Origin of the sequence: Novosphingobium taihuense (assembly GCF_007830315.1) — a bacterium.
In the GTDB taxonomy this organism is placed as follows: Bacteria; Pseudomonadota; Alphaproteobacteria; order Sphingomonadales; family Sphingomonadaceae; genus Novosphingobium; species Novosphingobium taihuense.
Genome location: NZ_VLKJ01000001.1, coordinates 136,409 through 154,049, shown reverse-complemented (window position 1 = coordinate 154,049; position 17,641 = coordinate 136,409). Strand labels below are relative to the sequence as shown.

Below are 17,641 nucleotides of genomic sequence, written 5' to 3'. Positions count from 1 at the left end.
CGAATGACGGTTAATCGACCAATTAAATGTGCGCTAAGTCAAGCCGCGGCGCTTGTCAAAGGGGATGAGGCCAGCATGTCCTCGATACCGTAGAAGCGCGCGGCGGTGCCTGCAAAGAGCGCTCGCTTTTCGGTCTCGGATGCGCCGTGGGCCAACCGTTTGAACGCATTCCACAGCACGTTGTAGCTCGCGCCCCACTTGTCGACAGGGTAGTTGCTTTCGAACATCGCCCGCTCAGGCCCGAAAGCGTCGATGCAGGTTTCGATATAGGGCCGCCACATTGCGGCCAGCGTTTCCGATGGGAGACCTGCCATCGGTCCCTGCTCAGGTAATCCGCAGAACGACATGGCAAGGCCACCCAGCTTGATCGTGACGTTGGGGCACCGCGCCAGAGTGAAAATGTTCTCCCGCCACACATCGAAACGCTCGTGCAGCTTGCCATGATAGCTTGCGGTTCCGAGCGGTGTGCCGCAGTGGTCGAGGCAGATTGGTTGGTCCGGAAATGCGCGGGCGAGATCGACCGCGTCGGACAGTTGTGGCTCGAGCAGCCATGCGTCGAACGTCAGCCCCAATTCACCAAGGTGCCTGAAGCCCTGCCGGAAGGCGTGCGAGCGATAGAGTTCCGGCGGGGCATGGAATGGGGGGCCAAGCACATCGGGATTTGCATCCCAAGCGCCCTGCTGGCGGATTCCTCGAAAACGTCCGTTGCCCGCTAGGGACAGCGCCTCCAGCACCGGTCGGACACCCTCACCAAGAGTAAGATCCGCATGGCCGATGATCGCGGCGCAGGGGCGGAAATCGCCATAAAGGCCGCTGGCACCCTGCGCCGCTATGCCGTTCACGAATTCGACTTCGCCAACCGGCTTCATCGCAGCGTCTGCCCCTGCGCGATAGAAGGCACCGCATTCCATGTAGACCGTCGCGATCACATTGTGGCCACCCCGTGCGTCGGCCAGAAGTTGGTCGAAGGTGTAATAGGCGGAGTGGGAAAGCGTCTCGACGAACGGATGGCGCGGTTGCGGAAAAGCCGCGATCAGCGGGCGCAAGTCCCACAAGTGGTGGTGCGGATCGATGATCGGCAGATCGGGTTCGAGAATCGCTTCTTGCGCCATAAGTCCTGTCCCGTTGCGTGCCACTTGCGGGCATCAGTTGGACTATGGCGGATCGCCAGACAGCGACAAGGAGGATTTAACTGGCCAATTGAACAGGTGGCCCCGAAGGGCCACCTGCAATGCGATCAGCCGACGGCGTTTGCGGCGCTCAGAACGGCGCGCACGCTGGCTGTGGCAACATCTTCGTCGATACCCACGCCCCAGATGGTACGGCCATCTGCGGTCTTGCATTCGACATATGCTGCAGCCCGGGCATTGCTGCCGGCGCCCATCGCGTGCTCCGAATAGTCGGTAATGTCGATTTCGACACCGAAGCCATCCTTGAGCGTGGCGACGACGGACGAGATCAGCCCGTTACCGCGTCCAGAGACCGACTGGACCTTGCCGTCGACTTCGATCTTGCCAGCAAAGATGCGCGTGCCATCGGGGCCGCGGGCCTCTTCATAGTCGACCAGTTGCAGGTGCTGCGGCGCATCAAGGCGATAGGCCTTGCGGAACACGCCCCAGATGTCGGCGGCCTGCAGTTCCCGGCCAAGCTCGTCGGCCAGTTCTTGCACGTGGCGCGAGAAGTGCGCCTGCATCTTCTTGGGCAGCTTCAGGCCCTGGTCCTGCTCGAGCACCCAGGCGAAGCCGCCCTTGCCGGACTGTGAGTTGACGCGGATCACCGCTTCGTAGCTGCGGCCCAGATCGGCGGGATCAATCGGCAGGTAGGGGATCGCCCAGAGTTCGTCGTTGCGCGTTTCCTGCGCTGCAAAACCCTTCTTGATCGCGTCCTGATGGCTTCCCGAAAACGCGGTGAACACCAGTTCGCCGCCATAGGGATGGCGCGGGTGGACCGGCAGCTGGTTGCAATATTCGACGGTCTGGATGACCTCGTCGATGTCGGAGAAGTCCAGCTCGGGGTCGACGCCCTGGGTGTAGAGGTTGAGGCCAACGGTCACCAGGCAGCAGTTGCCGGTACGCTCGCCATTGCCGAACAGGCAGCCTTCGACGCGGTCAGCACCAGCCATCAGGCCGAGCTCTGCCGCAGCAACGCCGGTACCGCGGTCATTGTGCGTATGCAGCGAAATCACCGCGCGATCACGGTTCGGCAGGTTGCGGCAGAAGTACTCGATCTGGTCGGCGTAGATGTTGGGCGTCGCCGCCTCGACAGTTGCCGGCAGGTTGAGGATGATCGGTTTTTCGACCGTCGGCTGGAGAATCTCCATCACCGCCTCGCAACATTCGATGCTGAAATCGACTTCAGCGGTCGAGAAGGTCTCGGGGCTGTATTCGAAGTGCCAGTCGGTCTGCGGAAAGCGGGCGGCCTGATCCCGCAGGAATTTGGCGCCGTCCTGCGCGATCTTGCGCACGTCGGCCTTGTCCATGCCGAATACGACCTGCCGCCACAGCGGCGAAACCGCATTGTAGACGTGGACGATGGCCTGCTTGGCCCCGGCCAGACTTTCGAAGCTGGTCTTGATCAAGTCTTCGCGCGACTGGGTCAGAACCTGCACGAATACGTCATCTGGAATACGCCCGGCATCGACGAGGCCGCGGATGAAATCGTACTCGGTTGCGCCCGCAGAGGGGAAGCCGACCTCGATTTCCTTGAGGCCCACCTTGAGCAGCAGGTCGAAGAACCGGCTCTTCTTTTCCGCATCCATCGGATCGATCAGCGACTGGTTGCCATCGCGCATGTCGGTGGAGAGCCAACGCGGGGCTTTGGTTATCGTGCGGCTGGGCCACTGGCGATCCGGCAGGTCGATCTGCGGGAAAGGGCGATACTTGGCCGAGGGATTCTTGAGCATGGTCATAGGAGTGCACTCGAATTGTCTGGATTCTGCCGGTTCTGCTTTTCATCCCCTGGGCGCCGTGCGCGCCGGGATGGACCGACGCGTCAGCTCACGCCCAAGGGCGGATAAGTCGCAGGGTAAGGTCCAGTCGAGCGGTCATGCGAGAACCCTATGGTGAATCGCTGCGCGCTTGTCCAGAATGAATGCGAACGGATCGGGAGAGACCGGGCATGAATATTGCGCCTTTCATCGTCGACATACCGCAAAGTGATATCGCGGATCTGCATCGGCGCATCGACATGACTCGCTGGCCGGAAAAGGAAACGGTCGACGACTGGTCGCAAGGGGCACCGCTTGCGGCGCTGCAGGACTTCGTCGCGCACTGGCGCAGCGGCTATGACTGGTACGCCTGTCAGACCATGCTCAACGAGTGGGGCATGTTCGAGACCGAGATCGACGGCGTGATCATCCGGTTCCTTCATGTGCGCTCACCGCACGAGGATGCTCGACCGCTTTTGATGACGCATGGCTGGCCCGGCTCGATCCTCGAGTTCCGCCGCTGCATCGCGCCGCTGACCCGACCGGAGGAGCATGGTGGCAGCGCGTCAGAGGCGTTCCATCTCGTGATCCCTTGCCTGCCGGGTTATGGCTTTTCGGGAAAGCCAAAGGCCAGCGGCTGGGGAGTTCAGAAAATCGCTCAGGCTTGGGGCGTGCTGATGGAGCGGCTCGGTTACCGCACCTGGTTGGCACAGGGCGGAGACTGGGGGTCGATCGTGACGACGATGATCGGCGCGATGAAGGTACCTGGCTGCAAAGGTATCCATCTAAACATGCCGATGGCTGCTCCTTCGGCAGAGGATATGGCCGCGCCGCAACCCGCCGATCTCAGGGCTATGGCGGCGTTGAAGCATTACCAGGACTGGGATTCGGGATATTCGAAGCAGCAATCCACGCGACCGCAGACCGTCGGATATGGACTGGTTGATTCGCCCGTAGGGCTCGCGGGATGGATCTATGAGAAGATGTGGGCCTGGACCGATAACGGCGGCGCGCCGGAAGATGTGCTGAGCCGCGACGATATGCTCGACAACATCATGCTCTATTGGCTGACCGCATCGGGTGCGTCTTCGGCGCGACTCTATTGGGAGAGTTTCGGGGCCATAAGCGGCGTGCAGATCGACATACCGGTGGCGGCAAGCGCTTTCCCGAAGGAGATCATTCCGTCGCCGCGCAAGTGGTTCGAGCGTACCTGCTCACAACTGGTTTACTGGGGCGAGCTGGACAAGGGCGGCCACTTTGCCGCGTGGGAGCAGCCCGAAGCCTTTGTGAAGGAACTCCGGGCCGCCTTTTCCCTGATGCCCTAGAGGCTCACTTCTTCTCGAAGGCCGCGGTGATGTCGAGCTTCACTTCGTCCGACACGAAGGGAATGCCGTACTTCACGTTGAAGTCCGAGCGCTTGATCGTGGCCTTGCCGTGGAAACCGAGTGTTGCGGCCTTGGTGAACGGGTTGGTGCCGGCACCGGCAAAGGTCGCGTCGAGCGTAACCGGCTTGGTCACGCCGTTGAGCGTCAGGTCACCGGTGATCTTGGCGCTCATGCCATCTGCGCCTGGCGCAACGCTGGTCGAGACGAAAGTAGCATCGGCGGGGGTGGCACCGAAGAAGTCGGCAGGCTTGCCGTCAGCGCCGGGCTTGAGGAGGTGGGCGGTGAGGCCAGCATTCGCCGTGACAACCTTGCTGACCGGGATCTTGACCGAAACCTTGGCGGCAGCTGGATTGGCCGGGTCTATGTCGAGGGTGCCCGATACATCGCCGAACAGGCCGAAGTAATCGTTGAAGCCGAAGTGATTGACACGCCAGCCGATCAGCGAGTGGCTGGCGTCGGCTGTGTAGGAACCGGCAACAACGCGAGCCTTGTCGGCCTTGCCCGGCGCTTCCGGCATCTGAGCAACCATTGGAGCGGCGGCGGCGGCGAGGGCAAGCGGCAGGGCAAACATCAGCGCGCGCGGCATGCGGGAAAACTTCTGCATGGGGATCTCCTTGGGGAGGTAAGGAGCGCACTGGATGCCAAAGTGCTGAAAGCGGCACAAGGTGAAACTCCCGCCATACCGGCAGATCGACCACTGTATCGATGCCAGCGATCAGCCGCAGCGCGCGGTCAGAAGCTTACCGTTCTCGTCAATAATGAGATTGAGGCGGTCGTTGCGCAGGTCCTGCGTAATGACGCCACCGGGGCGTATCACCCGAAAACGGTCGTGGCCGACTTCACGGGTCAGTCTGGCGCGAGCTTGTGGCGTCAGGATGGTTCCGGGGAGGCGCAATGCCATGCGCTGGCCACAGGGGTCCGGCGCGGTCTGCTCGGCTCCGGTCCCTGACGCACGTGGGCCTTGAGGAGTGGTACGAGGTGACATCTCTTCGCGCGCCGCGAGGGATTGCCCGGCAAGCAGGCTCAGCGCGGCGACGCAGAAGGGCAACCTTGGCAAGGGACGGCCTCTTGTGATCAATAACTCCGTTATGGAGTGATATAGATCACACTTCTGGCGTCCACTGCATTCGTCGATGCAGACGCGTTGTTAATGGAAAAACCGGTCAATCGAGCCCGGAGCCACGCCAAAGAAAAGGGCGGCCGAAACCGCCCTTTCCGGATAACTGCCCTGATCGGGAGAGATCAGTTCTTCGACTGGTCGACCAGCTTGTTCGCGCCAATCCACGGCATCATCGCGCGCAGCTTGGCACCGGTTTCTTCGATCGGATGACGCTTGGCAAGGCCGCGGGCCGCCTTGAGTTCCGGCTGTCCTGCGCGGTTGTCGAGCACGAAGTTCTTCACGAAGCGGCCGGACTGGATGTCTTCCAGCACGCGCTTCATTTCCTTCTTGGTTTCGTCGGTGATGATGCGCGGGCCGGTGGTGATGTCACCGTACTCAGCGGTGTTCGAGATCGAGTAGCGCATGTTGGCGATGCCGCCTTCATACATCAGGTCGACGATGAGCTTGAGCTCATGAAGGCACTCGAAGTAGGCCATTTCCGGAGCATATCCTGCTTCGACCAGAGTTTCGAAGCCAGCCTGGACGAGGTGTGTCGCGCCGCCGCAAAGCACGGCCTGCTCACCGAACAGGTCGGTTTCGCATTCTTCGCGGAAGTTGGTTTCGATGATGCCCGAGCGGCCACCGCCAACGCCCGAGGCGTAGGCAAGGGCGACGTCATGAGCGTTGCCGGTCACGTTCTGGTGAACCGCGATCAGGCAGGGCACGCCGCCGCCACGCTGGTATTCGCTGCGCACGGTGTGGCCCGGGCCCTTGGGTGCGATCATGATCACGTCGATGTCGGCACGAGCCTCGATCAGGCCAAAGTGGATGTTCAGGCCATGAGCGAAAGCAAGCGCGGCGCCCGGCTTCATGTTGGCGTGGAGGTCATCGGCGTAGATTGCCGCCTGATGCTCGTCAGGCGCGAGAATCATGAGGACGTCGGCCCATGCAGCGGCATCGGCGTTGGCGAGGACCTTGAAGCCTGCAGCTTCGGCCTTCTTGGCGCTGGCCGAACCCGGACGAAGCGCAATCGCCACGTCCTTGACGCCCGAATCGCGCAGGTTCTGCGCATGGGCGTGGCCCTGCGAACCGTAGCCGAGGATGGCGATCTTCTTGTCCGTGATGAGGTTCAGATCGCAGTCTGCGTCGTAATAGACCTTCATGTCGTTCCCAATCTGTTTTGAATCAATGGAATGGCGGGTGAATGGTTCAGGCGGCGGTGGCGCCGCGGATCATGCCGACGATGCCGGTGCGACCGACTTCGACGAGGCCGAGCTCCTTCATCAGGGAGACGAAGCTGTCGATCTTGTCCGGCGCGCCGGTCAGTTCGAAGACGAAGCTCGATGTCGTGGTGTCGACGACCTTGGCGCGGAACACATCAGCAAGACGCAGGGCCTCGACGCGGTTCTCGCCCTTGCCGGAAACTTTCACCAGTGCCAACTCGCGTTCCACGAACGGGCCGACTTCGGTGAGGTCGGTCACTTTGTGCACAGGCACGAGTCGCTCGAGCTGCGCACGGATCTGGTCGATCACGGGCGGCGGGCCGTGCGTGACGATAGTGATCCGGCTGACGTCGTGGCCATCGGTAATGTCGGCCACGGTCAGGCTGTCGATGTTGTAGCCGCGCGCGGTGAACAGCCCTGCGATCTTGGCGAGGATGCCCGCCTCGTTGTCGACAGTGATGGTAAGGACGTGGCGCTCTTGCGCCTCCTGAGCAATGTGCATCATGTCCGGGGTCCTCAAACCAGTGCCTTGGCTTCGTCGTCCATCGTGCCGGCAACTTCGTCGCCGTAGAGGATCATTTCGGTATGCGCAGCGCCGGATGGGATCATCGGGAAGCAGTTGGCTTCCTTGGCAACCAGGCAGTCGACGAAGACGGGGCCATCATGGTCGATCATCGCCTGGATTCCGGCATCCAACTCGCTTTCATCGGTGATGCGAATGCCCTTCCAGCCATAGGCTTCGGCCAGACGGACGAAATCGGGCAGGCTGTCGGAGTACGAGTTCGAATAGCGGCTTTCGTAGGTCAGTTCCTGCCACTGGCGAACCATGCCCATCCATTCATTGTTGAGCACGAAGACTTTCACCGGCAGACGATACTGCGTGGCCGTGCCCATCTCCTGGATGTTCATCTGGATCGAGGCATCGCCTGCGATGTCGATAACCAGTGCGTCGGGGAAGCCCGCTTGCGCGCCGATCGCGGCGGGAAGGCCATAACCCATAGTGCCGAGGCCGCCCGAGGTAAGCCACTTGTTGGGCTTCATGAAGTGGAAGTACTGCGCTGCCCACATCTGATGCTGGCCGACTTCGGTGCTGATGATCGGGTCATGCGCCTTGGTCAGCTCGTAAAGCCGCTCGACCGCGTACTGCGGCATGATCAACTTGGACTTGCGCGGGTAGGCAAGGCTCTTCTTGCCGCGCCAGCCATCGATGCGGGCGTACCAGCCGGAAAGGTCCTGCGCCTTGTAGCCGCGCTCAAGCCAGGCTTCGATCAATTGCGCCAGAACCTTGCCGCAATCGCCGATAACCGGCAGGTCGACACGCACTGTCTTGTTGATCGAAGCACGGTCGATGTCGATGTGGATCTTCTTCGAGTTGGGCGCGAAGGCGTCGAGGCGACCAGTCACGCGGTCATCGAAGCGGGCCCCGACACAGACGATCAGGTCGGCCTGATTCATCGTCAGATTGGCTTCATATGTGCCGTGCATGCCGAGCATGCCAAGCCACGCCGGGTGGTCTGCCGGAAACGCGCCCAGTCCCATCAGGGTCGAAGTGACCGGCGCGCCGGTCAGCGACTGCAGTTCGCGCAGCAGGCGGGTGGCTTCGGGGCCTGCATTGATCACGCCGCCGCCGGTGTAGAACACCGGAGCCTTGGCATTGGCAATCATCTCGATCGCTTCGGCGATCTCGGCCGCACCGCCTTCGGTTTGCGGGGTGTAGCGGTTGCGCTGCTGCGGGGCAGCGCCCGACCATGTCGCCAGCGCGATCTGGACGTCCTTGGGGATGTCGATCACGACAGGGCCGGGGCGGCCCTCGGTGGCAATGCGGAACGCCTCGTCGATCGTCGCAGCGAGCTGCGAAGGGTCCTTCACCAGATAGTTGTGCTTGGTGCAGTGGCGGGTGATCCCGACCGTGTCGCACTCCTGGAACGCGTCCGACCCGATCAGGCCGGTTGGCACCTGGCCAGTCAGCACGACGAGCGGGATCGAATCCATGAAGGCATCGGCAATGCCAGTGACCGCATTGGTTGCACCGGGACCCGAGGTTACGAGAACCACGCCGGGCTTGCCCGTCGCCCGCGCATAGCCTTCCGCTGCATGCGCTGCACCGGCTTCGTGGCGGACGAGAATATGGCGGATGCGCTCGTCGCCGAACAGCGCGTCGTAGATCGGCAGGACCGCGCCACCCGGATAGCCGAACACGAACTCGACGCCCTTGGCGACGAGGCTTTCGACCAGGATTTCGGCGCCGCTGCGCTCGCTTGTCACGTTACTTCATCCTTCTTCGCGTGGGCGGGCCGATAGACCCGTTGCAACGCCGGAAAAACATAAATTTCGGCCCGGCTGCAGCTTTCGCCGCGCCGGGCCGTCTCTCCCTTTCGGGTGCTTGATCGACATGCGAGATGGATCAGGCAATTGACGGCCTGCTACTTGACATAAAAGGTGGTGTCAAGCGGCTATATGCGCAATAAACTTGCTACATGATCGATGTCAATGGAATTTTCGTACGTGACCCTTGCCCAATCGCCCGGATTCTGGTTTCTCAGCCAGGTGTACTGCCGCTTGGCATAATTGCGCGTGGCCTGTTGTCCGAGCGCAATGGCTTCTTCGCGGGGCAGTTCGCCACGCAAAAAGGCTGCAGTTTCCGGTACGCCGATGGCCCGCATCACCGGCAGTGATTCGGGGAGCCTGCGGGTCAGCAGCGCTTCCACTTCCCCAAGTGCGCCGCCTTCCCACATCAGGTCAAAGCGCAGGTTGCAGCGGCGATAGAGCCACGTCCGATCGGGCATCAGCACCACCGGGGCGAGGTCGATGCTTCGGCCAATCCCGCCACTGCGCTGCTGTTGCCAGTGGGTGAGGGGGTGGCCGGTCGAGCGGACCACTTCCAATGCTCGCGTGATGCGCTGAAAGTCGGCCGGACCGAGCCTTGTCGCGCGCTCTGGATCTTCCTTTTGCAGCGCGACGAAGGCATCCTCGACAGACAGAGCCCGCACAACTGCGCGGACCTGCGGATCGATATCTGGCACGGGCGCGATGCCATCGAGCAGGGTGTTGATGTAGAGCCCGGTGCCGCCGACAAGGATCGGCAGTGCGTTGCGAGCATGGGCAGACGCTATTTCCGCGCGGGCAGCATTTGCCCAGTCGGCAGCAGAACAGGGGGTGGCCCCGTCCCAGGCACCAAACAGGACATGCGGTATCCCGCGCATCTCTTCGTCCGATGGGCGCGCACTCAGGACGCGCAGATCGGCATAGACTTGCGCGCTGTCTGCATTGATCACCACAGCGTCGCGGCCTTGCGCTTTCAGCCGCAAGGCGAGATTGACCGCCAGATCGCTCTTGCCGCTGGCCGTCGGCCCTGCGATTAGCGCCACGCGCGGCTTGCCCGCCGTATCTATCGAAAAGGATTCCCCGTTGATCATCGCGCGCCTGATAGCAGACCCGGAGACGCTTGGTGATAATCTCTCGCTCGCGATGGAGATGATCGAGGCGCGCGATTGGGAAGTGGCCGGGGCAGGGATGCTCGACACTTGCGACGAGGTGCTCGAACTCGAAGTGGTGGAGGGCAATCCGGTCGGCATCCGCAAGATTCTCGACCAGTGCTTTCCCGATAGCGACCTTCTACTGTCAAACGGCCTGATTGAAGTGCCTAACCTGTTCGTCTCCGACATGGATTCGACGATGATCGGGCAGGAGTGCATCGACGAACTGGCCGATTTTGCCGGGCTCAAGGACCGTATCGCGGCGATTACTGAACGCGCGATGCAGGGCGAACTCGATTTCGAATCCGCGCTGCGCGAACGTGTAGGCCTGCTCAAGGACCTGCCAGAAGCGGCGATCAAGCAGTGCCTCGATGAACGCATCCGGCCTATGGACGGCGCTCGTACACTGGTTTCCACGCTCAAGGCGCGCGGATGCCACACCGTGCTGGTGACCGGCGGCTTCCATTCCTTCGCCGATCCGGTCGCCGAATTGCTCGGCTTTGACCGCGTGGTGGGCAATCGTCTTGGCCTGCATGAGGGCGTCCTTACCGGTGGACTCGTCGGCGGGATCGTCGACAGCTCGGTCAAGAAGAAGGTGCTTTTCGAAGAAACTGAGCGCCTTGGTGGCGAAGTCTTCAGCCTTGCGACGGGCGATGGCGCCAACGACATTCCGATGATCGAAGCCGCCAGCTATGGCATAGCCTATCGCGCCAAGCCAAAGGCGCGCTCTGCCGCCGATGGCTGGATCGACCGGGGCGACCTTACGGCGATCCTCTCGCTCCTCGGCGTGCCTCGCGACCAGTGGGTCTTCGACTGATCAGGCAAAGCTTGGCTTGCGGTACCGTCGGCGCGCCAGAACGCGCAGGAGCAGGGCAGCAAGAGCAAGCGTCGTCATCGTCATGCCGATCGCGCGCGTTTCCGGTGCTGGAATGCGTTTGGCATAGGCGAGTGTGAAGATCAGCCAGATTACATGAATGCCCACCGTGTGCAGCCGCTTCCAGTTGCGGCCCAGCGCACGCATCGCCGCGTCGCTCGACGTAAGCGCCATTGCCAGAATGAAGATGTAGGCCGTGCCACCGGGGACGAGGGAAGCCAGGGTTCGCGGCTCCGGATCGAAGCGTATCGCAGCGACGAGCGCGACGAGATGGATCGTGTGGCTCGCCGCAAAGCCAAGTCCCCATGAGCGGCGGTCACGCGCCAGCGCCCGACTCCAGGGGGCAGGGGAAAGACGGACCAGCGATGACGCGAGGTAGGTCAGGAGAAAGACGGGAAAGCCGACGCGCGCCGTCCAGCGGGCCGCGAGGTGCCAGCTTTCTTGCGGTGTCGCTCCGACCGTCAGGCCTGCGCCCAGCGCAAGCAGCGAAAGCACTATCCCGAATGCGATCGGCCATTTGCGTGCCATGATCCCGTTCCCCCAAGGTTATTCGCCAAGTTTGCCTTCGCACTTTGTTGCTGGCAAGCACCACCCCGAAGCGGACAATTGACGATCTATTTACAGTACTGTTAGTATGTGGCGGACAAGACAAACGGGAGAAACGCCGTGAATGCCATGACCGGCGCGTTGAGTGCTGAACTGCCAATCTATGACGAGCGGCGTCCCGAAATGCGGATGCAGCCGCTCAAGGCTTGGCATCACTTCCAGAACCTCCTGAAGGACAAGGAAAATACTGAGGAGGTGTTCTACATCTTCGAGGCTCTTCCCTGGCGCAACCTGCGCGGTCGGGCCGAGGCGTTCCTGCGCAGCGAGCGTGGACAGGCCTTGCGGGCGACCGAACCCTACCTCCCGGCGATTCTCGACGATCACGAAGCCTTGCGCCGAACTCCCAAGGGCTCGCTCGCACACGCCTATTGCGATTTCATGGAAGGCGAAGGGCTCACTGCCCAGGGGCTTGTCGACGAGTTCGACCGCTTTGCCGCCAAGCGCGAGCGTTTCGAGGACCAGTTCCTGTGGTATCTCAACCGCATGCGCGATGTGCACGACATGCTTCACGTGCTGACCGGCTATGGTCGTGATGCCTTGGGTGAGGCCTGCGTTCTCGCCTTTACCTACAGCCAACAGCCAAGCCCGGCGCACCTGTTCATCGGCTACATGGCAGGCCTGAATATCAACCGCCAGACCAGGCGCAGTGCCCCGGTTCTGCGCGCGGTGCGTGAAGGGCAGCGCCTCGGCAAGGCTTGCCCGCGTCTGTGCGAACAGTCGATCACCGAACTGCTGCCGCTGCCGGTCGAAGAGGTGCGTGCGCGCCTGAACATAACGCCCGCAGTGCGCTACAAGGAAGCCCACGCCACGTGGAAGGGCATGGGGATCGATCCCTACGACCTTCTCGGCAAGAACGCGGCGAAGCTGGCAGCCTGACGATTTTTGGACCAGTGCCCTGTTTCGAACAGGGGCGCCGGTCCAAAAATCAGCCTTCCATCCAGTCGCGGAAGAACGCTTCGTTAGCCTCGCGCAAAGTCGCAAGTTCGATGCCCGCCACCTGCGATCCGCCAACGGTGCCAAGCTTCGTTGCGCCTTCCAGCACTTCGCCAGCCTTGGTCGTGACGACATAGCGCGACTGATCTTCGCCGAACGCAGTGGCCGTGTTCAGAGCGACGTCCAGCGCACAGCCCTTGCCACCGGCCAACGCCATCTCGGCTAGCGCGACCAGCAGGCCGCCATCGGAAATGTCGTGGACGGCGGTCAGCTTGCCCGCAGCAATCCATTCGCGGACCTGTTCGCCATTGTTGCGCTCCACCGTCAGATCGACCGCCGGCGCATCGCCATCTTCGCGGCCATGGATCTCGCGCAGGTAAAGCGACTGGCCGAGATGCGAACCTTCTCCGCCCACCAGCCAGATCACGTCGCCCTCGTCCTTGAACGCGACCGTGGTCATAACTTCATGGTCGAGCATCAGGCCGACGCCGCCAATCGCAGGCGTGGGCAGGATCGCCGACCCGCCGCCAGTGGCCTTCGATTCGTTGTAGAGCGAGACGTTGCCCGACACGATCGGGTAATCCAGCGCGCGGCAGGCGTCGCCCATGCCGTTCAGCGCCTGGACGATCTGCGCCATGATCTCGGGGCGCTGCGGATTGGCGAAGTTGAGGCAGTTGGTGATCGCCAGCGGACGCGCACCCACCGCGCAGATGTTGCGCCAAGTCTCGGCCACGGCCTGCTTGCCGCCTTCGTAAGGGTCGGCATAGCAATAGCGCGGAGTGCAGTCGGTGCTGATCGCCAGCGCCTTCTTTGACCCATGAATGCGCACCACGGCAGCATCGCCGCCAGACTTCTGCAGCGTATCTGCGCCAACCTGCGAATCGTACTGTTCAAAGATCCAGCGGCGATTGGCGAGGTCCGGGCAGCCGATCAGCTTGACGAGGTCCGCGCCAAGGTCCGCGCTCTCCGGCACCGAACCCAGCGGAGCTACATTTGCCCACTTCTTGTAGTCCGCCAGCGAAAGGGCGGGGCGGTCATAGAGCGGCGCGTCTTCGGCGAGCGGACCGAGCGGAATGTCGCAGACCGTCTCGCCCTTGAACTTCAACACCATGTGGCCGGTGTCGGTCACTTCGCCGATCACGGCAAAGTCCAGTTCCCACTTGCGGAAGATGGCTTCGGCCATGGCTTCCTTGCCGGGCTTCAGCACCATGAGCATGCGCTCCTGGCTTTCCGAGAGCATCATCTCGTAAGGTGTCATGCCCTCTTCGCGGCACGGCACCTTGTCCATGTCGAGGATGATGCCGGCCTTGCCGTTGGTCGCCATTTCAACCGACGATGATGTCAGACCCGCCGCGCCCATGTCCTGAATCGCGACGATTGCATCGGTCGCCATCAGTTCGAGGCAGGCCTCGATCAGCAGCTTCTCGGTGAAGGGATCGCCAACCTGCACGGTCGGGCGCTTCTCGTCCGACTTCTCGTCGAAATCAGCCGAGGCCATGGTCGCGCCGTGGATGCCGTCGCGCCCGGTCTTCGAACCGACATAGACGATCGGATTGCCGAGGCCCGTGGCCGCCGAATAGAAGATCTTGTCGGTATCAGCCACGCCAACAGTCATCGCGTTGACGAGGATGTTGCCGTCATAGGCCTTGTGGAAGTTGGTCTCGCCGCCCACCGTCGGCACGCCTACGCAGTTGCCGTAGCCGCCAATACCCGCGACGACGCCCTGCACGAGGTGCTTCATCTTGGGGTGATCGGGACGACCGAAGCGCAGCGCATTCATGTTTGCCACCGGGCGAGCGCCCATCGTGAAAACGTCGCGCAGAATGCCGCCAACGCCCGTCGCCGCACCCTGATAGGGTTCGATGTACGATGGGTGGTTGTGGCTTTCCATCTTGAAGATGGCGGCCTGTCCATCTCCGATGTCGATGACGCCTGCGTTCTCGCCGGGGCCGCAGATCACCCAGGGCGCCGAAGTCGGCAGCTTCTTCAGGTGGATGCGGCTCGACTTGTAGGAGCAGTGCTCCGACCACATGACCGAGAAGATGCCGAGCTCGACAAGGTTCGGCTCGCGCCCGAGCGCGTTCAGGACGCGCTGGTACTCTTCCTCGGACAGCCCGTGGGCGGCGACGACATCTGGCGTGATTTCGGACATGGCGCGCGCCTTAGCGATGTGACGCGCGCTAGGCTAGTCCTGTCAGGCAAACTTGAGCGCGATCCATGTGGCGGCGGTGGCAGCTACAGTGGTGGCAAACGTGCCCCAGATCACGTCGATCACGGTCACGTGAACAGGCCAGCGCGCCAGCACGGCCTGGCTCGTCAGGTCATAAGTCATGTAGCACATCGCGCCAAGGATCGCGCCGTTCAGCGCAGCTGCGCCCAGTCCCTGCGACAGGCCCGGCCGCACCGCAAACCACAGCATCCCGGCAAGGTAGAGCACATAGAACACCAGCGCCGGAGCCGCGCGGAACTGGGGGGCAAGCAGATCGCCAAGTGCAGGCCGGTAGAGCTTGGATCCAGCCCAGCCGAGCCATAAGGCATCGAGCGCGCCGAACACGACGGCAGCCGCTACATAGGCGATCACGTATTGCATGGGCCTGCTCTCCCGGATTGCTGTTGATCGAAGCTTGACCACGCGCCAACGCCCCGTCAATGCTGCCCCTATGGGAACCGGACCTGAAATCGCGAGCCTGAGCTTTGAAGAGGCGCTGAAGGAACTCGAGAACGTCGTCAGGCGGCTCGAGAGCGGGGATGCGCCGCTGGATGAATCAATCGATCTCTATGCCCGTGGCGACGCTCTAAGGGCGCACTGCCAGGCTAGGCTTGATGCGGCGCAAGCGCGAATCGAGGCTATCGTGGCCGATCGTGACGGCAAGCCACAGGCCTTGCGCGCCTTTGACGAAGCCCAGGGTTGAGCGAGGCAGACATGGCGGCTGACACCGGTCTGCTGAAGCCCGCGCTCAAGGCCATTGCAGAGGACATTGACCAGAGCTTCGACCTGCTCCTACCGCTTCCCGGAGACCCGCGTGACCGGCTGGTGGAAGCCATGCGCTATGCCACCATCGGCGGAGGCAAGCGGGTAAGGCCGCTGCTGGTCTGCGCCACGGCCAGCCTATTCGGCGTTTCGCGCGAAGCTGCCATCCGCGTCGGCACGGCAATCGAAGCAATCCACGTCTATTCGCTGATTCACGACGATCTGCCCTGCATGGACAATGATGCGCTGCGCCACGGCAAGCCCACCGTGCATCTGGCGTTCGACGATGCCGCAGCGGTCCTTGCAGGCGACGCGCTGCATGATTTCGCATTCGAGATTCTGTCCGATCCGGCCACCAGCGGTGATCCGTTCACCCGCATCGAACTAATCCGCACGCTTGCCACGGCCAGCGGCATGAACGGAATGTGCGGCGGGCAGATGATGGATATCGTCGCCGAGACTTCGAGCTTTGATCTGCCGACGGTGACCCGTCTCCAGCAGCTGAAGACCGGCGCGCTGCTTTCGGCTTCGGTCGAGATGGGCGCGATCCTTGGCAAGGTTCCGCCAGAAGGCCGCACGCATCTGCGAGGATATGCGCGCGATATCGGCCTTGCCTTCCAGATTGCCGACGACCTGCTCGATGCCGAAGGGGACGAGGCTGCTGCCGGCAAGGCGCTGCGCAAGGACGAAGCTCAGGGCAAGGAAACCTTCCTGTCGCTGCTCGGCCCGGAACGTGCGCGCGAACAGGCAAGAATGCTGATCGATCAGGCCATAGAACTTCTTGCCAGCTACGGTCCCGAGGCCGAACTACTCCGCGAACTGGCGCGCTTCATTGTCGAGAGGAACCACTGATGGCGCAGCGCATCGGCGTCTACCCGGGCACGTTCGATCCGATCACGCTCGGTCACCTCGACATCATCCGGCGCGGGGCAAAGCTGGTCGACAAGCTGATCATCGGCGTGACCACCAATCCCTCGAAGAATCCCATGTTCACGCCCGACGAGCGCATGGCAATGGTCGTGCGTGAAGTGGCAGACCAGGGCATCGACAATGTTGAAGTTGTCGGTTTCAACGCTCTTCTCATGAAGTTCGCGCGGGCCCAGGGCGCAAGCGTCATCGTGCGCGGCCTTCGCGCCGTCGCCGACTTTGAATACGAGTACCAGATGGCGGGCATGAACCAGAAGCTCGACGCCGAAATCGAGACAGTGTTCCTCATGGCCGATGTCAGCCTGCAGCCGATTGCCTCAAAGCTGGTCAAGGAAATCGCGCTGTTCGGCGGCGAGATTGCCGACTTTGTTACCCCCGCGATCCGCGAGGAGGTTGCAGCCCGGGTTGAGAAGATCGGCCGAATGGGCGATTACTGAGCAGGCCTTGCTGACACACAGTGGCAATCGTTCATTGCAGCGACAGCGCGAGACGCCTATCGGCGATCAAGATTATCCGGAGTTCTTAAGGTCCATGGTTTCGCGCTTTCTCACCGCCTTTGCGCTTGGCGCTGCCCTGATCGTGTCGCCCGCCGTGGCGAAGGACAAGAAGGAAGAGGCTCCGGCCCCGGCCCCAAAGGTCCTCACCTATTCCGTAAACGCCGACCAGTCGGTCGATCGCGAGAACATTCTTTATCTCGATCTGTCGAACGGCGGACGCGTGGCGATTCGGCTCGTGCCGGAATGGGCGCCTGCACATATCGAGCGGATCAAGACCTTGACGCGCGAAGGCTTCTACAACGGAGTGATCTTTCACCGTGTGATCGATGGCTTCATGGCGCAAACCGGCGACCCGACTGGTACGGGGCAGGGAGGTTCGAAGCTTCCAGACCTGACCGCAGAGTTCAATGCCGTCCCGCACGTGCGCGGTTCGGTCTCGATGGCGCGAACCAACGAGCCCAACACCGCCAACAGCCAGTTCTTTATCGTGTTCTATCCGCGCTTCGCGCTGGATCACAAGTATACGAACTTCGGCCGCGTCATTGCGGGCATGGACTATGTCGATGCGGTTGTACGCGGCGAGCCGCCAGCAAACCCGACCAAGATCGTCCAAGCGTCGATCGCGGCTGACAACAAGCCGGTGCCGGCCATGGAAGCGCCTGCCGCTCCCAAGGCGATCACCGCGGACATGCTCAGCAATTCTTCGTCAAACTGAAGGGGTCGA

General features: G+C 62.1%; 18 protein-coding genes. 7 read left to right on the top strand and 11 right to left on the bottom strand.

Annotated elements, in window-relative coordinates; translation table 11 throughout:
- Positions 1-38: 38 nt before the first annotated feature.
- Positions 39-1,112, bottom strand: a complete 1,074-nt coding sequence (locus IQ25_RS00755) for an amidohydrolase family protein (protein WP_144901290.1) — start codon at positions 1,110-1,112, stop codon at positions 39-41.
- Positions 1,113-1,237: 125 nt separating this feature from the next.
- Positions 1,238-2,908, bottom strand: a complete 1,671-nt coding sequence (gene leuA / locus IQ25_RS00750; RefSeq protein WP_144901288.1) for a 2-isopropylmalate synthase — start codon at positions 2,906-2,908, stop codon at positions 1,238-1,240.
- Between the two features lie 209 nt (positions 2,909-3,117).
- Here leuA and IQ25_RS00745 point away from each other — a divergent pair, with 209 nt between their 5' ends.
- On the top strand, positions 3,118-4,251 hold the full coding sequence (locus IQ25_RS00745; protein ID WP_144901287.1) for an epoxide hydrolase family protein: 1,134 nt from the start codon (positions 3,118-3,120) through the stop codon (positions 4,249-4,251).
- 4 nt (positions 4,252-4,255) lie between these two features.
- Here the strand turns inward: IQ25_RS00745 and IQ25_RS00740 are convergent, their stop codons facing one another.
- From IQ25_RS00740 to miaA, 6 genes are all read right to left on the bottom strand, one after another.
- The gene (locus IQ25_RS00740; protein WP_144901285.1) at positions 4,256-4,915 is read right to left on the bottom strand and encodes a YceI family protein; all 660 of its coding nucleotides are present in this window, start codon (positions 4,913-4,915) and stop codon (positions 4,256-4,258) included.
- Between the two features lie 111 nt (positions 4,916-5,026).
- Positions 5,027-5,368 (bottom strand): I78 family peptidase inhibitor, encoded by a 342-nt coding sequence (locus IQ25_RS00735; RefSeq protein WP_144901282.1) that lies wholly within the window; start codon positions 5,366-5,368, stop codon positions 5,027-5,029.
- 185 nt (positions 5,369-5,553) lie between these two features.
- The gene (gene ilvC, locus IQ25_RS00730) at positions 5,554-6,573 is read right to left on the bottom strand and encodes a ketol-acid reductoisomerase (protein ID WP_144901280.1); all 1,020 of its coding nucleotides are present in this window, start codon (positions 6,571-6,573) and stop codon (positions 5,554-5,556) included.
- Between the two features lie 46 nt (positions 6,574-6,619).
- Positions 6,620-7,135 (bottom strand): acetolactate synthase small subunit, encoded by a 516-nt coding sequence (gene ilvN, locus IQ25_RS00725; RefSeq protein ID WP_144903013.1) that lies wholly within the window; start codon positions 7,133-7,135, stop codon positions 6,620-6,622.
- A gap of 14 nt (positions 7,136-7,149) precedes the next feature.
- Complete coding sequence (locus IQ25_RS00720) at positions 7,150-8,898, bottom strand: acetolactate synthase 3 large subunit (protein WP_144901278.1); 1,749 nt, start codon at positions 8,896-8,898, stop codon at positions 7,150-7,152.
- 188 nt (positions 8,899-9,086) lie between these two features.
- Positions 9,087-10,049 carry a tRNA (adenosine(37)-N6)-dimethylallyltransferase MiaA gene (miaA, locus tag IQ25_RS00715; RefSeq protein ID WP_144901276.1) on the bottom strand — a complete coding sequence of 321 codons (963 nt, stop codon included), beginning with the start codon at positions 10,047-10,049 and terminating at the stop codon, positions 9,087-9,089.
- On the opposite strand from miaA, the gene serB reads away from it, so the two are divergent.
- Positions 10,042-10,926 carry a phosphoserine phosphatase SerB gene (serB, locus tag IQ25_RS00710; RefSeq protein ID WP_144901274.1) on the top strand — a complete coding sequence of 295 codons (885 nt, stop codon included), beginning with the start codon at positions 10,042-10,044 and terminating at the stop codon, positions 10,924-10,926. The genes miaA and serB overlap by 8 nt on opposite strands.
- On the opposite strand, the gene IQ25_RS00705 is transcribed toward serB, so the two are convergent.
- Entirely contained in the window at positions 10,927-11,511 is a 585-nt protein-coding gene (locus tag IQ25_RS00705; RefSeq protein ID WP_144901272.1) for a hypothetical protein, read from the bottom strand.
- A gap of 147 nt (positions 11,512-11,658) precedes the next feature.
- On the opposite strand from IQ25_RS00705, the gene IQ25_RS00700 reads away from it, so the two are divergent.
- Entirely contained in the window at positions 11,659-12,465 is an 807-nt protein-coding gene (locus tag IQ25_RS00700) for a Coq4 family protein (RefSeq protein ID WP_144903011.1), read from the top strand.
- A gap of 49 nt (positions 12,466-12,514) precedes the next feature.
- Here IQ25_RS00700 and purL read toward each other — a convergent pair whose 3' ends face one another.
- Both purL and IQ25_RS00690 read right to left on the bottom strand, forming a co-directional pair.
- Entirely contained in the window at positions 12,515-14,674 is a 2,160-nt protein-coding gene (gene purL / locus IQ25_RS00695) for a phosphoribosylformylglycinamidine synthase subunit PurL (protein WP_144901270.1), read from the bottom strand.
- Positions 14,675-14,716: 42 nt separating this feature from the next.
- The gene (locus tag IQ25_RS00690) at positions 14,717-15,112 is read right to left on the bottom strand and encodes a DUF2177 family protein (protein WP_144901269.1); all 396 of its coding nucleotides are present in this window, start codon (positions 15,110-15,112) and stop codon (positions 14,717-14,719) included.
- 70 nt (positions 15,113-15,182) lie between these two features.
- Here IQ25_RS00690 and IQ25_RS00685 point away from each other — a divergent pair, with 70 nt between their 5' ends.
- The 4 genes from IQ25_RS00685 to IQ25_RS00670 all read left to right on the top strand — a co-directional run bounded on the left by IQ25_RS00685 (position 15,183) and on the right by IQ25_RS00670 (position 17,632).
- Positions 15,183-15,434 carry an exodeoxyribonuclease VII small subunit gene (locus IQ25_RS00685; RefSeq protein ID WP_144901267.1) on the top strand — a complete coding sequence of 84 codons (252 nt, stop codon included), beginning with the start codon at positions 15,183-15,185 and terminating at the stop codon, positions 15,432-15,434.
- 11 nt (positions 15,435-15,445) lie between these two features.
- Entirely contained in the window at positions 15,446-16,345 is a 900-nt protein-coding gene (locus tag IQ25_RS00680; RefSeq protein WP_144901265.1) for a polyprenyl synthetase family protein, read from the top strand.
- Positions 16,345-16,857: a pantetheine-phosphate adenylyltransferase gene (coaD, locus tag IQ25_RS00675; RefSeq protein ID WP_144901263.1), complete on the top strand. Its 513-nt coding sequence runs from the start codon at positions 16,345-16,347 to the stop codon at positions 16,855-16,857. The genes IQ25_RS00680 and coaD overlap by 1 nt, the downstream gene beginning before the upstream one ends.
- Positions 16,858-16,951: 94 nt before the next feature.
- Positions 16,952-17,632, top strand: coding sequence for a peptidylprolyl isomerase (locus IQ25_RS00670; protein WP_144901261.1), 681 nt, complete (start codon positions 16,952-16,954; stop codon positions 17,630-17,632).
- Positions 17,633-17,641 lie beyond the last annotated feature (9 nt).

Coding starts and splice junctions, on each gene's coding strand:
- IQ25_RS00755 (WP_144901290.1), bottom strand. CDS start 1,112: ATGGCGCAAGAAGCGATTCTCGAACCCGATCTGCCGATCATCGATCCG.
- leuA (WP_144901288.1), bottom strand. CDS start 2,908: ATGACCATGCTCAAGAATCCCTCGGCCAAGTATCGCCCTTTCCCGCAG.
- IQ25_RS00745 (WP_144901287.1), top strand. CDS start 3,118: ATGAATATTGCGCCTTTCATCGTCGACATACCGCAAAGTGATATCGCG.
- IQ25_RS00740 (WP_144901285.1), bottom strand. CDS start 4,915: ATGCAGAAGTTTTCCCGCATGCCGCGCGCGCTGATGTTTGCCCTGCCG.
- ilvC (WP_144901280.1), bottom strand. CDS start 6,573: ATGAAGGTCTATTACGACGCAGACTGCGATCTGAACCTCATCACGGAC.
- ilvN (WP_144903013.1), bottom strand. CDS start 7,135: ATGCACATTGCTCAGGAGGCGCAAGAGCGCCACGTCCTTACCATCACT.
- miaA (WP_144901276.1), bottom strand. CDS start 10,049: ATGATCAACGGGGAATCCTTTTCGATAGATACGGCGGGCAAGCCGCGC.
- IQ25_RS00705 (WP_144901272.1), bottom strand. CDS start 11,511: ATGGCACGCAAATGGCCGATCGCATTCGGGATAGTGCTTTCGCTGCTT.
- IQ25_RS00700 (WP_144903011.1), top strand. CDS start 11,659: ATGACCGGCGCGTTGAGTGCTGAACTGCCAATCTATGACGAGCGGCGT.
- purL (WP_144901270.1), bottom strand. CDS start 14,674: ATGTCCGAAATCACGCCAGATGTCGTCGCCGCCCACGGGCTGTCCGAG.
- IQ25_RS00690 (WP_144901269.1), bottom strand. CDS start 15,112: ATGCAATACGTGATCGCCTATGTAGCGGCTGCCGTCGTGTTCGGCGCG.
- IQ25_RS00685 (WP_144901267.1), top strand. CDS start 15,183: ATGGGAACCGGACCTGAAATCGCGAGCCTGAGCTTTGAAGAGGCGCTG.
- IQ25_RS00680 (WP_144901265.1), top strand. CDS start 15,446: ATGGCGGCTGACACCGGTCTGCTGAAGCCCGCGCTCAAGGCCATTGCA.
- coaD (WP_144901263.1), top strand. CDS start 16,345: ATGGCGCAGCGCATCGGCGTCTACCCGGGCACGTTCGATCCGATCACG.
- IQ25_RS00670 (WP_144901261.1), top strand. CDS start 16,952: ATGGTTTCGCGCTTTCTCACCGCCTTTGCGCTTGGCGCTGCCCTGATC.